The organism is Mycobacterium sp. 852013-51886_SCH5428379 (assembly GCF_001665575.1).
Taxonomy (GTDB): Bacteria; Actinomycetota; Actinomycetes; order Mycobacteriales; family Mycobacteriaceae; genus Mycobacterium.
Genome location: NZ_LZSU01000017.1, coordinates 96,681 through 113,570, shown reverse-complemented (window position 1 = coordinate 113,570; position 16,890 = coordinate 96,681). Strand labels below are relative to the sequence as shown.

The following is a 16,890-nucleotide window of genomic DNA, read 5'->3' as shown; positions in this document are numbered from 1 at the left end:
TTCGGGGGTTGTCGGGATGGTCAGACGCCGACGCCGAGGGCGTCGAGCAGGGCGGTGCGGTGGCGTTCGGCGTCGCCGGACGGATCGCCCGGGGCGCGGCGCGGACGGTCGATGTCGAGGGTGTGCACCACGCGTCCGTCCTCGAGCACCAACACGCGGTCGGCCAGCGCCACGGCTTCGTCGACGTCGTGGGTGACCAGCAGGACCCCGAAGTCGTGTTCGCGCCACAGGTCGAGCAGCAGGGCGCGCATCGTGAGCCGGGTCAGCGCGTCCAGCGCGCCGAACGGTTCGTCGAGCAGCAGTAGCTGCGGCTCGGCGACCAGCGCCCGGGCCAGCGAAACCCGTTGCGCCTGACCGCCGGACAGCGTCAGCGGCCACACGCCGGCGAAGTCGGACAGACCGACGTCGCCCAGTGCCCGCTCGGCCCGCCGCAGCGCATCGGCCTTCGAGACGTGGGCTCGGGTCAGGCCGTAGGCGACGTTGGTGCGCACATCACGCCACGGGAACAGCCGCGGCTCCTGGAACGCCACAGCCGGTGCCCCCGCGACGATCCGCTCACCGCCGTGATCGGTGGACAGCCCCGCGAGGACGCGCAGCACCGTGGACTTCCCCGATCCGCTGCGGCCGATGAGCGCGACGATCTCGCCGCTGCCGACCTGCAGGGACACGTCGGTCAGGACCTGCTTGTCGCCGTACCACTTGTCGATGTGGCGCAGTTCGGCCGCGGTGTCGCGGGCGGTCTTCGTGGCAGGTGCGGTCAGCGTCATGTGCGGTACCTCAGGGATCGGTGTTCCAGTGCGCGGACGACGGCGTCGGTGCCGATGCCCAGGAGTGCGTAGACGACCAGACCGAAGATGATGATGTCGATGCGCAGGAAGTCGCGGGCGTTGTTGATCAGGAACCCGATACCGCTGTCGGCGTTGATCTGTTCGGCGACGATGAGCGTCAGCCAGGCAATCGCCAGGGACTGCCGCAGCCCGACGAGCACCTGGGGGGCGGCGCTGGGCACGATGATCCTTCTGAACCGCTGCCAGAACGAGAATCCCAGCACCTGAGCGGTTTCGAACAACTTGGGGTCCACCTGGCGGATCGCCGAGAAGGTGTTCAGGTAGAGCGGAAAGCTCACACCCAGCGCGACGAGCAGGACCTTGGGGGTCTCCCCGATCCCGAACCACAGGATGAACAGCGGAATGAGCCCCAGATGCGGGAGCGCGCGGACCATCTGCATCGGCGGATCGACGGTGGATTCCAGCCAGCGCGACAGACCGACCGCGGTGCCCAGGGCGACACCGACCAGACCGCCCAATACCAACCCCTGGACCACCCGGACGCCGGAGACGTGCAGAGCGGCGGCGAGTTGGCCGTTGCCGATGAGCTCGATGCCGGCTTCCAAGATCAGTGACGGTGCGGGCAACACGTCCTGCGCGATGATCCGCAGCGCGCTACCCAGCTGCCAGAGCGCGAGGATGACGACAGGTGACGCCCAGCGGATATAAGTCCACTTACGTTCCGTGCGTGGGCGTTTCGGTGTCGTCACCCCCGCGGGGGCGGCGGACGGCACGTCGATGGAACTGGTCACGGTGAGCCGACGCTACGGCGGCGCCGTACTGTGGCGAAGGTTTAGATTCGCCGTGACGCTAACCCCGGTCAGCCCAGTCGGAAGTTCCCGTCGACGACGACGGCCTCGACCGGCTGTCCGTCGATGGTCGCGCCCCACGTGCCGTCGGGGCGCTGCTCGAGATCGCCGGCCGGGCGCAGCAGGCGGCGGTTGCGCACCTCGGCGCGAAACTGGGCGTCGGCGAGTTGCTGACGTTCGAACTCGCCGAAGTCCGATCCCCCGCCCATGCCGCCGAACTGCACGCCCACCGCAGACCCGTTCGGGCGCAACACCCAGGACTCGCGTACGCCGTTCAGTGCGGCGGTGTACATCCCGGCAGGTGCGGGCACCTCAGCGGCGGTGAACGTGTAGGTGACACCGTCCATCGTCAGGTTGCCGTCGACGTCGGTGCCGTCGAACGAGGCGGAAAGGGTGTCCCGGAAGCGCGAGGTGAGGTCGATCGAGCCGTTCTCGTCGGCGCCGAAGAACCAGGCCTCGTCGTCGCTGCCGTTGCAGGCGTACGCGGCGACGCTGTCTCCGTCGACCGCGATGCCGATGGTCATCGTCCGGCCGTCCTTCTCCATGTCGGCGATGTACTTGGCGGACGGCGGGAATGCGGCGGCGGTCGGGGTGCCGGACGGGTTGCCGGAGGAGGTGGCCGACGACGGCGCCGTCTCGGTGGAAGACCCACCGGCACAGGCGGACACCGTGCCGAGGGCGAACACCGCGCTCAGGCCCAGTAGCAGGATGCGGGGGTGCGTACTCATGTGACCAGCATGAATCGCCGGGCAGCGCCGCACATGGAGATTGTGTGGAGATTGCGTGGAGATCAGTCGGTCGCGGCCAGGAAGGCCTCGACCTCGCCGCAGAACACCGGCCACGCCGGTTCCGCGGCCGTGAGCAGATGGTTGTTGCTGTCCAGCGCGACCAGCTCCGCCCGCGGTATGCACGCCGCCAGTTCTTCCCCGTACCGCATCGGCACCCGGTGGTCGTCACGGGAGTGCAGCACCAGCGTCGGGCACGTCACCTGCTGGGCTTCGTCGCGGACGTCGATGCGGCCGAACTCGGTGAGGAAGCGCACCGCGTTGTCCGGCGAGGTGGTGCGTCGCTGCAGCTGATCGAACGCGGCCCAGTCGGCACGGGTGCCGTCGGGGAGGAACTGGGCGGCGAACACCTGCCGGAACGCCGGATCGTCACGCCCCCAACCGACCCGGGCGAGGTCGAGGTCCAGTGCCGCCGCCTGCCTCTCGACGTCGTCGGCGGCGCGGACCGCGCGGCCGCGGGCGTAGGCCCCGCACAACACCAGCCGGGAGACCCGGTCCGGGTGGCGGGCGGCGTAGGCCACCGCGACCGCACCGCCCTGAGACACCCCGAGCAGGGGGAACCGGTCGAGGCCGACCGCCTCGACCACCGTCTCCAGATCGGTCACCCACGCGTCGAACGAGAAATCTGTTGTCTCCCAGTCGGACAATCCGCAACCGCGTTCGTCGTAGCGGACGAAGCAGTGACGTTGCGACAGGTCGCGCACCCAGTGCCGCCACACCGGGCTCTCGATGTCGTAGCCCAGGTGGGTCATCCAATTCGCCGCACGCACCAGCGGCGGACCGTCTCCGGCCATCGCGTAGGCCAATCGGGCGCCGTCGGCCGCCCGGCAGAACGCGATGTGCTGGCGCACCGGCGCCTCGGGCGGTCGCGGTGCGTCGGCGGTGCGGTCCCCCATGATCTCGCCGACGAACTGGTATCCGCGGCCGCGGACGGTGCGAATGAAACGCTGCGATTCGCCGTCGTCGCCCAGCGCCCGCCGGGCGGCCTTGATGCGACTGGTCAGCGCGGCCTCCCCCACGAACCGCCCGCCCCACACCGAATCGAACAGTTCCTCTTTGCTGACGAAGCGGTCGTGGTGGCGCACGAGCTCGGTAAGGACGTCGAACACCTGCGGTTCGACCTTGATCACCGTTGTGCCGCAGCGCAATTCGTACCGGAGCGTGTCCAGGACGAAGTCGCCGAACCGCCACACGCGGCGGGTCTCGTCCGCGGGCGTCTCGGCGGTGGAGTCAGGCGGCGACAGCGACAAGAGCTATCCATTTCGGGCGTACGGTCGCCTCATCGTAAAGCCTGGGAGCGCTCGATACATGCTCACGGCGCGTTAATCGGCGCAACCGGTGACAGCTGCTGGAGCAACCCGCTCAGCTCCGCATCGGTCAACGGCAGCTCGACCTCCCACGAGCCGCGCTCTGCCGGCACCGCGGATCGTACGTACACCTCCGTCGCGCCGGCCAGTGACGTGTCGAGCGCCGCGCGGAGATCCTGATCCGGTGTCGCGGCGCTCCACAGCTCGACCCGTGATCGGCCGTCGTAGTGCTCCCATCGGACCCAGCTCGCACTCAGCCGGGGCCGAATCGCCCGCAGCACACGGGCTTCGGTAGCGACGTCGGTATAGGCGACCTCCTCGCCGATGTCCGCGCTGTACTTCAGAACCGTCATCGGCGCGACGGTGATCTCGGTGCGTCGACGGTGGTCGTCGAAGCTTCCCGTGAGTTCACCGATACGGTGCGCGGCCGCACCGATGTCCACCTCCGTCGCCTCGGGCATCTCGAGGCTGATGTTGATGTTCGGACCGTTCTCGAAGTCGTTGACGTAGCCGACATCGACGACGCTGACTCCCGGCATGGTGCCCAGCTCAGCGCGGATGCGGGCGGCATCGGCGCTACGGTCGGCCGCACACCCGATGACGACGGCCGACGGCAGCACGGCCAGCACGGCCGTCACCAGGTGGAGCCTGCGGATCCTCATGTCGGCGAGTCTCACCCAGGAAATGCGCCGCGCACATGAGTAGCTCTACTCGTTCGGCATCAGCCCACGGTCAGCAGATCGTTCTCCCGAACCGCCTCCATCGCCAGCGTGCGGTAGCCGTGCTCGTCGAACAGCACCGTGATGCGGTCGGTGTCCCCGCCGATCACCACGCCGCAACCCCACTGCTTGTGGGTTACCACGGTCTGGCGCGGGATCGCAGGTTGCGCCTCGGAGGTGTCGTCCACAGCGGAATCTTCGGCGGCGGCGGCGGCGGTCGCGGTCGCGGCGCAGCGGTCGCAGTTGCCGCAGGGCTCCGGCAGGCCCTGACCGAAGTAGTCGAGCAGGAACTGCCTGCGGCAGTCGCGGGCCTCGGCGTAGCCGCGCATCATCTCCACCCGGCTGCGGTCCACCCGCTCCCGCATGTCGACGACCTCGAGGGCGCCACGCACCGCGTCCCGGGTTCGGCGGCTGCCTGCGATGAAACCCTTGGCGGTTGCGCTGATCGCCTCGGCCTGCTCGAGCAGGTTGATGGCATTGGTCAGCTTGCGGCCCTTGACGCCCAGATCGTCGCGCAACCGCTTGATTCGCTTGGGCGTCTTGCGGTCGAGCGCCTTGAAGACCACTTTGATGAGCTCCTCGTCGGGCCGGTGGGTGGTGAAGAACCGCGCCAGCCCGAGATCCTCGGCGCGGTAGAACAGCCGCGCCAGGGCGTCGTCACCATCCCGGCCGGCCCGGCCGATCTGCTGGTAGTACGAGTCCAGCGAATCCGGGATCGAGGCGTGGACGACGAAGCGGACGTTGGGTTTGTCGATACCCATGCCGAAGGCCGACGTCGCGACGACCACATCGAAGTCCTCTTCGCCGGGGTCCTTCCGGAAGCCGTCGTGCACCGCCTGACGTTGCGCAGCCGACAGCCCGGCGTGATAGGCCGCCGCCCGGACGCCGCGGTCGTTCAGTGTCTCGGCGTACTGTTCGGCGTCGTTACGGGTTGCCGTGTAGAGCAGCCCGGGGCCGGTCAGACCGGTGACGGTGTCGAGCACCGCCGAACGCTTGTCGTCGTCGTCGAGGAACTGCTCGACCTCCAGGCGCAGGTTCGGCCGGTCGAAGTCGCCCACGACCACCAGCGGATCGCGTTGGCGCAACCGCTCGGAGATCTCCCTCCGGACGACCACCGACGCGGTGGCGGTGAGCGCGGCGACCGGCGCGTCGGGGGCGATTCGACCGAACGCGTCGGCCAGCCGGAGGTAGTCGGGCCGGAAGTCGTGACCCCACGCCGACACGCAGTGCGCCTCATCGACGACGATCAGCGACACCGCCGATCCGGCCAGCCGGCCGACCACGTCATCGTTGGCGAGCTGTTCGGGGGATACGAAGATGTAGTCGGCGTCGCGGCTGCGCACCGCTGCCCAGTTGTCTTCGCTCTCGGCGGCGCGCAGCTGCGAGTTGATCGCCACCGCCTCGGGGGCGGCGGTGTCGGCGAGTCCGGCGATCTGATCCTGTTGCAATGCGATCAGCGGCGACACGACCAGTGTCGGGCCGTCCAGCAGCACATCGGGCACCTGGTAGATCGCGGATTTCCCGGAACCCGTCGGCAACACCGCGAGGACGTCGCGGCCCGCCATGATCGCCTGCATGGCCTCGAGCTGTTCGGGATGGAGTTCCGCCCAGCCGAACACCCGCTGGGCGGTGTCGCAGAGCTGTCGGGTCCAGGCTTCTTCGCCGGTGTCTCGACCGGTGTCTTCGTCAACCACCGCGACCAGTTACCCGGGCGATCGGCGGGAAAACCTACCGCCAGCCGTCGGCGGCCTTCGCCGCGCGCATCAGCGCATCACACAACTGCCGCAGCTCGTCGGGACCCGCCCCTTCCTCCACCGCCGTCGCGACGTCCTCTGCGGCACACCGGACCTCGAAGACCCGGTCGGAGAGCTGGGCGGCCTCGTCGGCGGTCAGCACCACCGCATCCGGTGACAGTGAGGTGCCTTTCACCAGCGCCCGCTGTTCGTAGGCCCGCTGCCGGCAGGACTGTCTGCAGTACTGGCGACGCCGGCCCATCCCGGCGTCAGCGACCTCGCGGCCGCACCAGCGGCAGGGCTGCGGCCGGCCACGGCGTCTGTTGAGTGCTGCCACAGGTGTCGCCACAGGGCCGACTGTAGACGGGGTGTCCGACAGATCCCGGTAGCATCGTCGGTCGAGTCGGGAACTCCGCGCGCGTTTGTCGCGTTGTATATCCGGCAAGTCTGCAGTTGAAGAGGAGTGATGACGATGGCTGATCGTGTCCTGCGAGGCAGTCGTCTCGGCGCCGTGAGCTATGAGACCGACCGCAACCATGACCTGGCGCCGCGTCAGGTTGCCCGTTACCGCACCGACAACGGTGAGGAATTCGACGTCCCGTTCGCCGACGACGCGGAGATCCCCGGCACCTGGCTGTGCCGCAACGGTATGGAGGGCACCCTCATCGAGGGTGACGTGCCCGAGCCCAAGAAGGTGAAGCCGCCGCGCACGCACTGGGACATGCTGCTGGAGCGTCGTTCGGTCGAGGAACTCGAAGAGCTGCTCAAGGAGCGGCTCGACCTGATCAAGTCCAAGCGCCGGGGCAGCTGAGCTACCGCCGGTAGTCGAATCCGCGGGCGCGATCGAGGCGTCCGCGGATTCCCCAATCCGCGACCTTGAACAGCGCTTCGCGGATGTTCGACCCACTCATCTTCGACTGTCCGAGTTCCCGCTCGGAGAACGTGATGGGCACCTCGACGACCGTGAACCCGTTGTTGATGGTGCGCCACGTCAGGTCGATCTGGAAGCAGTAGCCCTTGGAGTCGACCGCCGACAGGTCGAGCTTTTCCAGCACCTCGCGGCGATAGGCGCGGTAGCCGGCGGTGATGTCGCGGATCCCCACCCCGAGCAACACCCGGGCGTAGGTGTTGGCCGTCTTCGACAACGCATAGCGACGTCGCGGCCAGTTGCGGATGGCGCCGCCGGGCACGTAGCGCGACCCGATCACCAGGTCGGCGCCGCCGTCGATGGCGTCGAGCAGCCGGTGTAGCTGTTCGGGAGCGTGGCTGCCGTCGGCGTCCATCTCCACCAACACCGAGTACTGCCGGTTCATCCCCCAGGCGAATCCGGCCAGATACGCCGCCCCCAGTCCGTCCTTGGACTTTCGGTGCATGACGTGAATCCGGTCAGGATCGTTGAGCGCGAGTTCGTCGGCCAGCTCACCGGTGCCGTCGGGACTGCCGTCGTCGACCACCAGGATGTGCACACCGGGGCACGCGTCGTGCACGCGGCGCACGATGAGCGGTAGGTTCTCCCGTTCGTTGTAGGTCGGGATGATGACCAGCGTGCGCTGACTCGGCCGGGCAGCCCCGGGCATGGGACTGGTCATGACGGTCCTCCATCGTCGCCACCCGCTCGGGGCGGCTCGGTTTCAGTCGGGCTCAGGGCGGCACTGCGGCGACGCCGCATCGCGGATACGAAGTGTCCATTGTGCAGTATGGCGGCGATCACAACCGCTGCCACAGCGGCAAAACCGACGGCGACCAGCACCGCCTGGAGCGCCGGGCCCCATCGCGTCGCCGGTGTCAGATCCGTCTTCAACCGGATCTGGCGGTCGAGGTAGGCGGGTTCGAAGAACTGGGTTCGGGCCAGCTCCCGGCCGTCCGGCGCGATGATCGCGCTGATACCGGTCGTGCCCGCGGTCACGACGAACCGGTCGTGCTCGACCGCGCGCAGGCGGCTGAACGCGAGCTGCTGTTCGCTCATCGCCTCGGTGAAGGTGGCGTTGTTGGCCGGGACCGCAAGGATCTGCGCGCCACCGAGCACCGACTCCCGCGCCGCCCGGTCGAAGATCACCTCCCAGCAGGTGGTGACGCCGATCGGCACGCCGGCCGCGGTCACCACCCCGTCGCCGTCGCCGGGCCGGAAGTAGCCCGCCCGTTCGGCGTACGGGGAGAGCTTGCTGAAGAAGTCCCGCCAGGGCAGGTACTCGCCGAACGGTTGCACGATCTTCTTGTCGTGGCGGTCGGCGGGACCGGTGTCCGGATTCCACACGATGACCGTGTTCGTCGACACCGGATGCTCGGGGGTGTAGTCGGGTGCGCGGACGACGCCGCCGACGAGGATCGGTGCGTCGATCGCCTGTGCGGCGGCCGAGATCTGCGCCGCGGCGTCCGGGTTGGCCAGCGGATCGATGTCCGAGGAGTTCTCGGGCCACACCACCACCATGGGTTGCGGCGCCCTTCCCGCCCGGACGTCCTCGGCGAGCCGCAGGGTCTCCTCGACGTGGTTGTCCAGCACCGCGCGACGTTGCGCGTTGAAGTCCAGGCCGAGCCGCGGCACGTTGCCCTGCACCGCGGCGACGGTGACCGGCTGATCGTCCACGGCGCCGGTCGCCGCGTGCCGGACCTGCGGCCAGATCACGGCGGTTCCGAGCATCGTTACCGCGATCGCCAGGCCGGGCAGCACGACGGCGGGCGGAGCCGCGCGGTGGGTGTCGCTGTGCCGCAGCCACGCGACGATCTCGACGGTGAGCGCGGTCAGGCTGAAGCCGACGAGGGCGACCGCGAACGACACCAGCGGAGCGCCGCCGAGCTGGGCCAGCGCCAGCACAGGGCTGGTGGTCTGGCTGAAGCCGACGACTCCCCACGGGAAGCCGCCGAACGGCACGCTCGACTTGAGCCACTCCTGGCCGACCCACAGGGCCGCGAACCACAGCGGCCAGCCCTTGAGCCGGCGCACGATCACCGCCAGCGCCCCGAACAGCGCGGGGAACAGCGCTTCGACGGCGGCCAGCCCGAGCCAGGGTCCGGCGCCGACGAGCCCGCTGATCCACGGCAGCAACGGGATGTAGAACGCCAGCCCGAACAGGTAGCCGTACCCGAAGCCGCCCGCGGTGGTCGTGGTGTCGCGGGTCAGCACCCACGCCAGCAGGGCCAGGCCGAGGAATGCGCAGTACCACCAGCCGAAGGGCGGGAAGCTGACGCACAGCAGGAGCCCTGCGGCCACGGTGACGCCCAGCTGCACGATCCGGTCGAGGGTGCCGCGGCCCAGCCGGCGGGCCCGCTGCGCCCACCGCCGGGGCGGAGACTCCGCCGCGTCGAGCGCCTGAACGACGTCAGCCATGGATCACGACACCCCGGTGCACCGTCTGCCGGCAGCGGGGCGTCGCATCCTCGGGGCCCAGGCGTGGGAGCGCGGGCACCCGCGCCCGCGGATCGGTGGACCAGCGCTGCACCGAGTCGGCCGGTGCGCTGACCTCGAGGTGGTCGGCGTCCCAGACGGCGTAGGAGGCGGACGCACCTGGCACCAGCGTGCCGGTCACGCCGTCCCGGACGCCGCCGGCGCGCCAGCCGCCCCGGGTTGCCGCGGCGAACGCGGCACGCAACGAGATGGCACTGCCCGGCGTCTGGTGCCTGCTGGCTGCGCGCACGCTGGACCAGGGATTCATGTCGGTGACGGGCGAGTCCGAGCCGAACGCGAGGGGCACGCCTCGGGATGCTAACAGCGCGAACGGGTTCAATCCGGCCGCTCGGTCCGGCCCGAGCCGCTGGGCGTACATCCCGTCGGGACCGCCCCACAGCGCGTCGAAATGCGGCTGCAGACTCGCGATGACGCCCCAGGCCCCGAGCCGGTCGGCCTGCTCGGCGGTGACCATCTCCAGATGCTCGAGCCGGTGGCCGCACCGCGCCACCGCCGGGCCGCCGAACTCGTCGACGACGCGGGCGAGGGCGTCGACGACCGTGGTCACCGCGGCGTCGCCGATGACGTGGAATCCGGCGGTGATTCCCGCGCCGGTGCAGGCGCGCAGATGGGCGGTGACGGCCTCGGCGTCGAGATAGGTGTTACCGCATTCGCCCGGTGCGTCGGCGTACGGCTCGTGCAGCCACGCGGTGCGCGAGCCGAGTGCGCCGTCGACGAACAGGTCCCCTGCCAGCCCGTGCGCGCCACTGCGGTCGAGCAGTTCCCGGGCATGCGCCGCGTCGGTGGCCGGCTCGCCCCAGTAGCCGGTGATCTGCACGCCGTGATCGAGCGCGCGCAGCTCCAGCCAGTCGTCCAGACCGCCGATCTGCGGCCCCGCGCATTCGTGGACCGCGACGATCCCGTGGGCGGCCGCTGCGTCGAGCGCGGCGCGCCGGGCCTGATCCCGCTGGGTGGGTGTCAGGGCGGCGCGGGCGGCGGCACGCACCAGGTGGTGGGCGTCGGCGGTGACGGGCCGCTGCGGATGGTGGCCGCGCGCCGTCTCCAGTCCGGGCGTCTGCGTACGCAGCGCTGTCGACGCCGCCGCCGAGTGCACGTCGACGCGCGACAGGTACACCGCCCGTCCGCCGGCGGCGCGGTCGAGATCGTCGGTACTGGGCGCCGTAGGTTCGGGCCAGCGCGTCTCGTCCCAGCCGTGGCCCCACAGCACGCCGTCGGGGTGACGGCGGGCGTGGTCGGTGATCCGGTCCAGGCAGTCGCGCAGCGAGGTGGTGGTGCGCAGGTCGAGACCGGCGAGCGTCAGGCCGGTGGCGGTGAGGTGGACGTGGCTGTCGACGAAGGCGGGCGCGACGAAACCACCGTCGAGATCGACGACCCGGGCGTCGGGGAACTGGGCGCGTCCGACGTCGTCGCTACCCAGCCAGGCCACGGTGCCGTCGCGGACCGCCATCGCGGTCGCGTCGGGTTGGGCGGGGGTGTGCACCCGCCCGTTGATGAACAGTGTCGTCACGGCGCCGACAGGCTAACCGGTTCAGTCCGCGCGACGCTGCACCGCGGTCTGTTCGACGTCCACCACGTCGATGACCTCACCGTCGATGTAGTCGGGGCGGCGAGCGCCCGACGAGGTGGTGGTGACGATCAGCGGCATCCGCCTGCCGGCCATCGCGGTCACCACGGGCCGGGCGGCCGCGCGGGTCGGCGGGAGCAGCAGCAGGGCGCCGAGCACAGTGCTGGCCAGTCCGGGCACGATGACGAGTACCGAGCCGAGCGCGACCAGCGCGCCGTCGGTGACGGCACCCTGCGCGGTCTGGGCGGTCAGTCCGGAACGCAGCCGCTGCAGGTGACGTTTGAGCTGTGATCCGGCCAACAGCAGCCCCAGGACGGACGCGCCGAGTGCGAGCAGCAGGGTCCAGCCGAGCCCGATCGTCGCCACCAGCGCGACAACGACCGCGAGTTCGACCAACGCGTACAGCAGGAACAGCCGCTTTGCCATATCCGTTCAACGTGCGATTTTCCGTGGTGGTTCCGGGTGCGGGCCGTAGATTCTGATCCGTGACGGAAACGGTGACCACGGTCCGCGTCGACACCCCGGACGGACGCATCGACGCGCTGCTCGGCCGACCCGACGGCGTCACCGCGCAGCAGGGCCCCCGCCCCGGCGTCGTCGTGGTGCACGACGCGGCCGGGATCAGCGCCGACAACGAGGCGATCGTGGCGCGCGTCGCCGCGGCGGGATACGTTGCGCTCGCACCCAACCTGTACAGCCGTGGCGGCCGGGCGCGCTGCATCACCCGGGTGTTCCGCGAGCTGCTCGCCCAGCAGGGTCGCGTGTTCGACGACCTGCTCGCCACGCGTGACCACCTCGTCGCGCTGCCGGAGTGTTCGGGGGCGGTGGCGATCGCCGGCTTCTGCATGGGCGGCCAGTTCGCGCTGCTGCTCGGGGCGGGCAACTTCGGCGCCGCCGCTCCGTTCTACGGGGTGCCGCTGCCCAAGAACCTGGACGATCTGCTCGATGTGTCGTGCCCGATCGTGGCGAGTTACGGCCGGCGCGACCCGCTGGGCCGCGGAGCGCCCGAGAAGCTCGCCTCTGCCGTCCGAGCCAAGGGCGTGCCCGCAGACATCAAGGTCTATCCCCAGGCGGGACACAGCTTCGCCAATCGCCTGCCGGCGCAGCCGCTGCTACGGGTCACCGGATTCGGCTACGACGACGCCGCGACCGAGGACGCCTGGCGGCGGGTGTTCGCGTTCTTCGACGCACACCTGCCCGCTTAGGCGGGCTTCACCTCGATGGCGGCGTGCACCTTGTCGACGCCGCCGCGGATGAGCGCCTGCGGAATCCACCACCAGGCGTGCCACCAGTAGCGTCTGGTCACCATGTCGAAGACCCGGCGGGTTTCGGAGGCCGGCAGGTTGCGGGCCACCGCCTCCACGGGGTCGCCTTTGGGTTTGCCGAGCACACCGCACTTCTGGATCGTCACGCGCGGAGTGTTGTTGATGCGCTTGGTCTTCCATGAGCCGGCGTCGGTGCTGATGAGCAGGCGGTCGCCGTCGGGCACCCCCCACACCGGCGTCGGTTTGGGTCTGCCGTCCTTCGTGAACGTCGTCAGCAGCAGATACTTCTCGCCGTAGACGTCTTTGAAGGTGGGCGTGGTCTCGGACACCGGAGTCAGGCCGGCTTGATCTCGATGGTCACGTTGTTCTTCATGCCCCCGCGCAGCTTCGAGAAAACGTTGAACGTCTTACCGAGCAGACCGTAGCGGCGGCCCAGCGCGTCGTACGTGGCGCCGTTGGCGGATTTGTCCAGGATCGACGCGACCGCCTCGACGGCCTCACCCTTCGGTTTCCCGGCGCGGTCGCAGGGTGCGATGGTGACCCGCGAGGTGTTGCGGATCCGCTTGACCTTCCACGACTTCTCCTGGGTGATCGCGATGAGGCCGTCGCCTTTGGGCACGGCCCAGATCGCCGTCGGCTTCGGCCTGCCGTCCTTGGTGAACGTGGTGAGCAGGATGTATTCGGATTTCGCGACGTCGGCGAAGGTGGCGGCCATGTGATCAAATCTAGCCGCCGGCGCGGGTCAGCCTTCGAGATCCCCTTCGGTCTCGAGCAGCACCTGGCGCAGACCGTCCAGGGTCGCCGGATCGGGTTCGGCCCACATCCCGCGGCCGGCGGCCTCCAGCAATCGTTCGGCCATCCCGTGCAGCGCCCACGGATTCGACTCCTCCATGAACTTGCGGTTCTCCGCATCGAGGACGTATTCCTGGGACAGCCGGTCGTACATCCAGTCGGCCATCACATGGGCGGTGGCGTCGTAGCCGAAGAGGTAGTCGACGGTGGCCGCCATCTCGAAGGCGCCTTTGTAGCCGTGCCTGCGCATCGCGGTGATCCAGCGGGGGTTCACCACGCGGGCGCGGAACACGCGGGTGGTCTCCTCCGACAGTGTGCGCGTGCGCACGGCGTCCGGGCGGGTGTTGTCGCCGATGTAGGCAGCGGGCGCCTTACCGGTCAGCGCGCGCACGGTGGCGACCATTCCGCCGTGGTACTGGAAGTAGTCGTCGGAGTCGGCGATGTCGTGTTCGCGGGTGTCGGTGTTCTTGGCCGCCACCGCGATTCGGCGGTAGCTGTTGGCCATGTCCTCCGCGGCGGGCCGGCCGTCCAGTCCGCGGCCGTACGCGAAGCCGCCCCACGCCGTGTACACCTCGGCGAGGTCGGCGTCGTCACGCCAGTTGCGGCTGTCGATGAGCTGCAGCAGCCCGGCCCCGTAGGTTCCCGGCTTCGAGCCGAAAATCCGTGTGGTGGCTCGTCTTTGATCGCCGTGCTGGGCGATGTCGGCCTGGGTGTGGGCGCGGACGTAGTTGTCCTCGTCGGATTCGTCGAGCCCGGCCACCAGCGCGACGGCGTCGTCGAGCATCGCCACCACGTGCGGGAACGCGTCGCGGAAGAAGCCGGAGATACGCACGGTGACGTCGATGCGTGGTCGGCCGAGTTCCTCGAGCGACATCGGGGTGAGGTCGACGACCCGGCGCGACGCGTCGTCCCACACCGGGCGTACCCCGAGCAGGGCGAGGACTTCGGCGATGTCGTCACCCGAGGTCCGCATCGCCGAGGTCCCCCACACCGACAGTCCCACCGAGCGCGGCCACGCGCCGTGATCCTCGCGGTACCGGGTCAGCAGCGAATCCGCCATCGCCACACCGGTTTCCCACGCCAACCGTGACGGCACCGCCTTCGGGTCGACGGAGTAGAAGTTGCGGCCGGTGGGTAGCACGTTGACCAGCCCGCGTAGCGGTGACCCGGACGGGCCCGCCGCGATGAACCGGCCGTCCAGGGCACGCAGCACCTGGGCGATCTCCTCGGAGGTACCGGCCAGCCGCGGCACCACCTCGGTGGCGGCGAACCGCAGGATCGCGGCGACGTCCGGATTGTCGGTGATCCCGTCGACGGCCGCGGGATCCCAGGCGGCGTCCTGCAGCGCGGCCACCAGGCCACGGGCCCGCGCCTCGACTGCGTCGACGGTCACCCGCTCGTCCTGTCCGTCCTCGGCGAGGCCGAGGGCCTGGCGGAGTCCGGGCAGCGTCTGTTCCCCGCCGAACAGCTGGCGGGCGCGCAGGATCGCCAGCACCAGGTCGAGCTGAGCCTCACCGGCCGGCGCCGCGCCCAGGATGTGCAGCCCGTCGCGGATCTGCACGTCCTTGATCTCGCACAGCCAGCCGTCGACGTGCAACAGCATGTCGTCGAACGAATCCTCGTCGGGGCGTTCGGACAGCCCGAGATCGTGGTCCATCTTCGCCGCCCGCATCAGCGTCCAGATCTGCTGGCGGATCGCGGGCAGCTTACCGGGGTCCAGTGCGGAGACGTTGGCGTGTTCGTCGAGCAGCTGCTCGAGACGGGCGATGTCGCCGTAGGTCTCGGCGCGCGCCATCGGCGGGATGAGGTGGTCGACGAGCGTGGCGTGCGCCCGCCGCTTGGCCTGGGTGCCCTCCCCCGGATCGTTGACCAGGAACGGGTAGATCAGCGGCAGATCGCCGAGCGCGGCGTCGGTGCCGCATGCCGCGGACATGCCGAGCGTTTTACCGGGCAGCCACTCCAGGTTGCCGTGCTTGCCGAGATGCACGATCGCATCCGCTTGAAAGCAGCCGCCGAATCCGCCAGTCATCCAGTGGTAGGCGGCGAGATAGTGGTGGCTCGGCGGCAGGTCGGGGTCGTGGTAGATCGCGACCGGATTCTCGCCGAATCCGCGCGGCGGCTGCACGATCAGCACGACGTTGCCGGATTGCATTGCGGCGATGACGATCTCGCCGTCGGGGTCCGTGCCGCGGTCGACGAACAGCTCTCCGGGTGGTGGTCCCCAGTGCTCGGTGACCGCATCGGTCAGCTCTTCGGGGAGGGTGGCGAACCATGCGCGATAGTCTCTGGCGGACAACCGGATCGGATTGCCGGTCAGCTGACCTTCGGTGAGCCACGCCGGATCCTGGCCCCCGCGCTCGATGAGGGCGTGGATCAGCGCGTCACCGTCTTGCGCCTCGATTCCGGGCACGTCACCGATGTCGTATCCGGCCTCGCGCATCGCGGTCAGCAGCGCGACGGCACTGGCTGGTGTGTCGAGCCCGACGGCGTTGCCGATGCGGGCGTGCTTGGTGGGATACGCCGAGAACACGACTGCGACCCGCTTGTCTTCGGGCCGGATGCGACGCAGGCGCGCGTGGCGCAGGGCGATGCCCGCCACCCGCGCACAGCGTTCCGGGTCGGCGACATAGGAGATCAGGCCTTCGTCGTCGATCTCCTTGAACGAGAACGGGACGGTGATGATGCGGCCGTCGAACTCCGGGACCGCGACCTGCGTGGCCACGTCGAGCGGCGACAGACCGTCGTCGTTGGAGTTCCACTGTTCGCGCGAACTCGTCAGGCACAGCCCCTGCAGGATCGGCACATCGAGCGCGGCCAGATGGGCGACGTCCCAGCTGTCGTCGTTGCCGCCCGCGCCGACGCTCGCCGGGGTGGCGGCGCCCGCGGCGAGCACGGTGGTGATGAGCGCGTCGGCCTCGCCGAGCAGCGCGAGCAGGTCGGGGTCGGCGTTGCGCAGCGAGGCGCAGTACACCGGTAGCGCGCGCCCTCCCGCCGCCTCGATGGCCGCGCACAGCGCATCGATGTAGCCCGTGTTCCCGGCGAGCTGCTGAGCGCGGTAGTACAGCACCGCGACGGTCGGGCCCTCCATCTGCGTCGAATCGCGCTCCAGCACACCCCACTTCGGGGTCGGCGCCGGTGGCTCGAAGCCGAACCCGGTCATCAACAGCGTGTCGGACAGGAAGGCGTGGAGGTTGGCGAGATTCTCGGTGCCACCCTGCGCCAGATAGACGTGGGCCTGCAGGGCGACGCCCTGGGGGGTGGTCGAGTGGCCCATGAGTTCGGCGTCGGGCGACTGTTCGCCGCTGACCACCACCGTCGGCAGTCCGCTGGCGCGCACCGTGTCGATGCCCTCGTCCCAGGCGCGGTATCCGCCGAGGATGCGGACCACCACCGCGTCCGCCTGCCCGATCAGCTCCTCGAGCTCACCGGGGACCAGGCGGGAGGGGTTCGCCCAGCGATACCCCGCTCCACTGGCCCGCGCGGTGATGAGATCGGTGTCAGAGGTCGAGAGCAGCAGGACGGTCGGTGGGTGCGGGTCGGTCACCCGTCATTCGTACCCCACGGCGGTCAGCGGTCGTAGCCGCCCCAGCGGGCATACCAGGACTGCGAGTACGGCATGCCGAGCGCGGCGATGAGCACGAGCAGCACGAACGCGATGGCGAAGATGGCGATCACGGTCGTCTCCT

At 69.7% G+C, this 16,890-nt stretch carries 16 protein-coding genes; 2 read left to right on the top strand and 14 right to left on the bottom strand.

Annotated elements, in window-relative coordinates:
• Window positions 1-20: 20 nt before the first annotated feature.
• From A5757_RS05890 to A5757_RS05860, 7 genes are all read right to left on the bottom strand, one after another.
• A complete protein-coding gene (locus A5757_RS05890; protein ID WP_066830019.1) occupies window positions 21-767 on the bottom strand; it encodes an ABC transporter ATP-binding protein in 747 nt (248 codons plus the stop codon).
• Complete coding sequence (locus A5757_RS05885) at window positions 764-1,492, bottom strand: ABC transporter permease (RefSeq protein WP_082929343.1); 729 nt, start codon at window positions 1,490-1,492, stop codon at window positions 764-766. Before A5757_RS05885 ends, A5757_RS05890 begins: the two co-directional genes overlap by 4 nt.
• Before the next feature lie 155 nt (window positions 1,493-1,647).
• The gene (locus tag A5757_RS05880) at window positions 1,648-2,364 is read right to left on the bottom strand and encodes a hypothetical protein (RefSeq protein ID WP_066830017.1); all 717 of its coding nucleotides are present in this window, start codon (window positions 2,362-2,364) and stop codon (window positions 1,648-1,650) included.
• Window positions 2,365-2,426: 62 nt separating this feature from the next.
• Window positions 2,427-3,671, bottom strand: a complete 1,245-nt coding sequence (locus tag A5757_RS05875) for an alpha/beta fold hydrolase (protein WP_066830014.1) — start codon at window positions 3,669-3,671, stop codon at window positions 2,427-2,429.
• Window positions 3,672-3,733: 62 nt separating this feature from the next.
• Window positions 3,734-4,390 carry a hypothetical protein gene (locus A5757_RS05870; protein WP_066830012.1) on the bottom strand — a complete coding sequence of 219 codons (657 nt, stop codon included), beginning with the start codon at window positions 4,388-4,390 and terminating at the stop codon, window positions 3,734-3,736.
• A gap of 59 nt (window positions 4,391-4,449) precedes the next feature.
• The gene (locus A5757_RS05865; RefSeq protein WP_066830008.1) at window positions 4,450-6,141 is read right to left on the bottom strand and encodes an ATP-dependent DNA helicase RecQ; all 1,692 of its coding nucleotides are present in this window, start codon (window positions 6,139-6,141) and stop codon (window positions 4,450-4,452) included.
• A 34-nt stretch (window positions 6,142-6,175) separates the two neighbouring features.
• Window positions 6,176-6,529, bottom strand: coding sequence for a hypothetical protein (locus A5757_RS05860; RefSeq protein ID WP_066830002.1), 354 nt, complete (start codon window positions 6,527-6,529; stop codon window positions 6,176-6,178).
• Between the two features lie 123 nt (window positions 6,530-6,652).
• Here A5757_RS05860 and rbpA point away from each other — a divergent pair, with 123 nt between their 5' ends.
• Entirely contained in the window at window positions 6,653-6,991 is a 339-nt protein-coding gene (gene rbpA, locus A5757_RS05855; RefSeq protein WP_026255985.1) for an RNA polymerase-binding protein RbpA, read from the top strand.
• 1 nt (window position 6,992) lies between these two features.
• On the opposite strand, the gene A5757_RS24015 is transcribed toward rbpA, so the two are convergent.
• The 4 genes from A5757_RS24015 to A5757_RS05835 are packed head-to-tail and all read right to left on the bottom strand — an operon-like array spanning window position 6,993 to window position 11,573.
• Entirely contained in the window at window positions 6,993-7,769 is a 777-nt protein-coding gene (locus A5757_RS24015) for a polyprenol monophosphomannose synthase (RefSeq protein ID WP_066829999.1), read from the bottom strand.
• A complete protein-coding gene (gene lnt / locus A5757_RS05845) occupies window positions 7,766-9,505 on the bottom strand; it encodes an apolipoprotein N-acyltransferase (RefSeq protein ID WP_066829995.1) in 1,740 nt (579 codons plus the stop codon). Before lnt ends, A5757_RS24015 begins: the two co-directional genes overlap by 4 nt.
• Complete coding sequence (locus A5757_RS05840; protein ID WP_066829993.1) at window positions 9,498-11,090, bottom strand: amidohydrolase; 1,593 nt, start codon at window positions 11,088-11,090, stop codon at window positions 9,498-9,500. Before A5757_RS05840 ends, lnt begins: the two co-directional genes overlap by 8 nt.
• 21 nt (window positions 11,091-11,111) lie before the next feature.
• Window positions 11,112-11,573, bottom strand: a complete 462-nt coding sequence (locus tag A5757_RS05835) for an FxsA family protein (protein ID WP_066829990.1) — start codon at window positions 11,571-11,573, stop codon at window positions 11,112-11,114.
• Window positions 11,574-11,644: 71 nt separating this feature from the next.
• Between A5757_RS05835 and A5757_RS05830 the strand changes: the two genes are divergently transcribed.
• Window positions 11,645-12,352 (top strand): dienelactone hydrolase family protein, encoded by a 708-nt coding sequence (locus A5757_RS05830; protein ID WP_066830383.1) that lies wholly within the window; start codon window positions 11,645-11,647, stop codon window positions 12,350-12,352.
• Here A5757_RS05830 and A5757_RS05825 read toward each other — a convergent pair.
• Genes A5757_RS05825 through cobN form a run of 3 tightly spaced genes read right to left on the bottom strand, consistent with a single transcriptional unit; the run spans window position 12,349 to window position 16,748 of the window.
• Window positions 12,349-12,741 (bottom strand): PPOX class F420-dependent oxidoreductase, encoded by a 393-nt coding sequence (locus tag A5757_RS05825; RefSeq protein ID WP_066829987.1) that lies wholly within the window; start codon window positions 12,739-12,741, stop codon window positions 12,349-12,351. The genes A5757_RS05830 and A5757_RS05825 overlap by 4 nt on opposite strands.
• Before the next feature lie 5 nt (window positions 12,742-12,746).
• Complete coding sequence (locus A5757_RS05820; RefSeq protein WP_066829984.1) at window positions 12,747-13,127, bottom strand: PPOX class F420-dependent oxidoreductase; 381 nt, start codon at window positions 13,125-13,127, stop codon at window positions 12,747-12,749.
• A gap of 27 nt (window positions 13,128-13,154) precedes the next feature.
• The gene (gene cobN / locus A5757_RS05815) at window positions 13,155-16,748 is read right to left on the bottom strand and encodes a cobaltochelatase subunit CobN (RefSeq protein ID WP_066829982.1); all 3,594 of its coding nucleotides are present in this window, start codon (window positions 16,746-16,748) and stop codon (window positions 13,155-13,157) included.
• Window positions 16,749-16,890 lie beyond the last annotated feature (142 nt).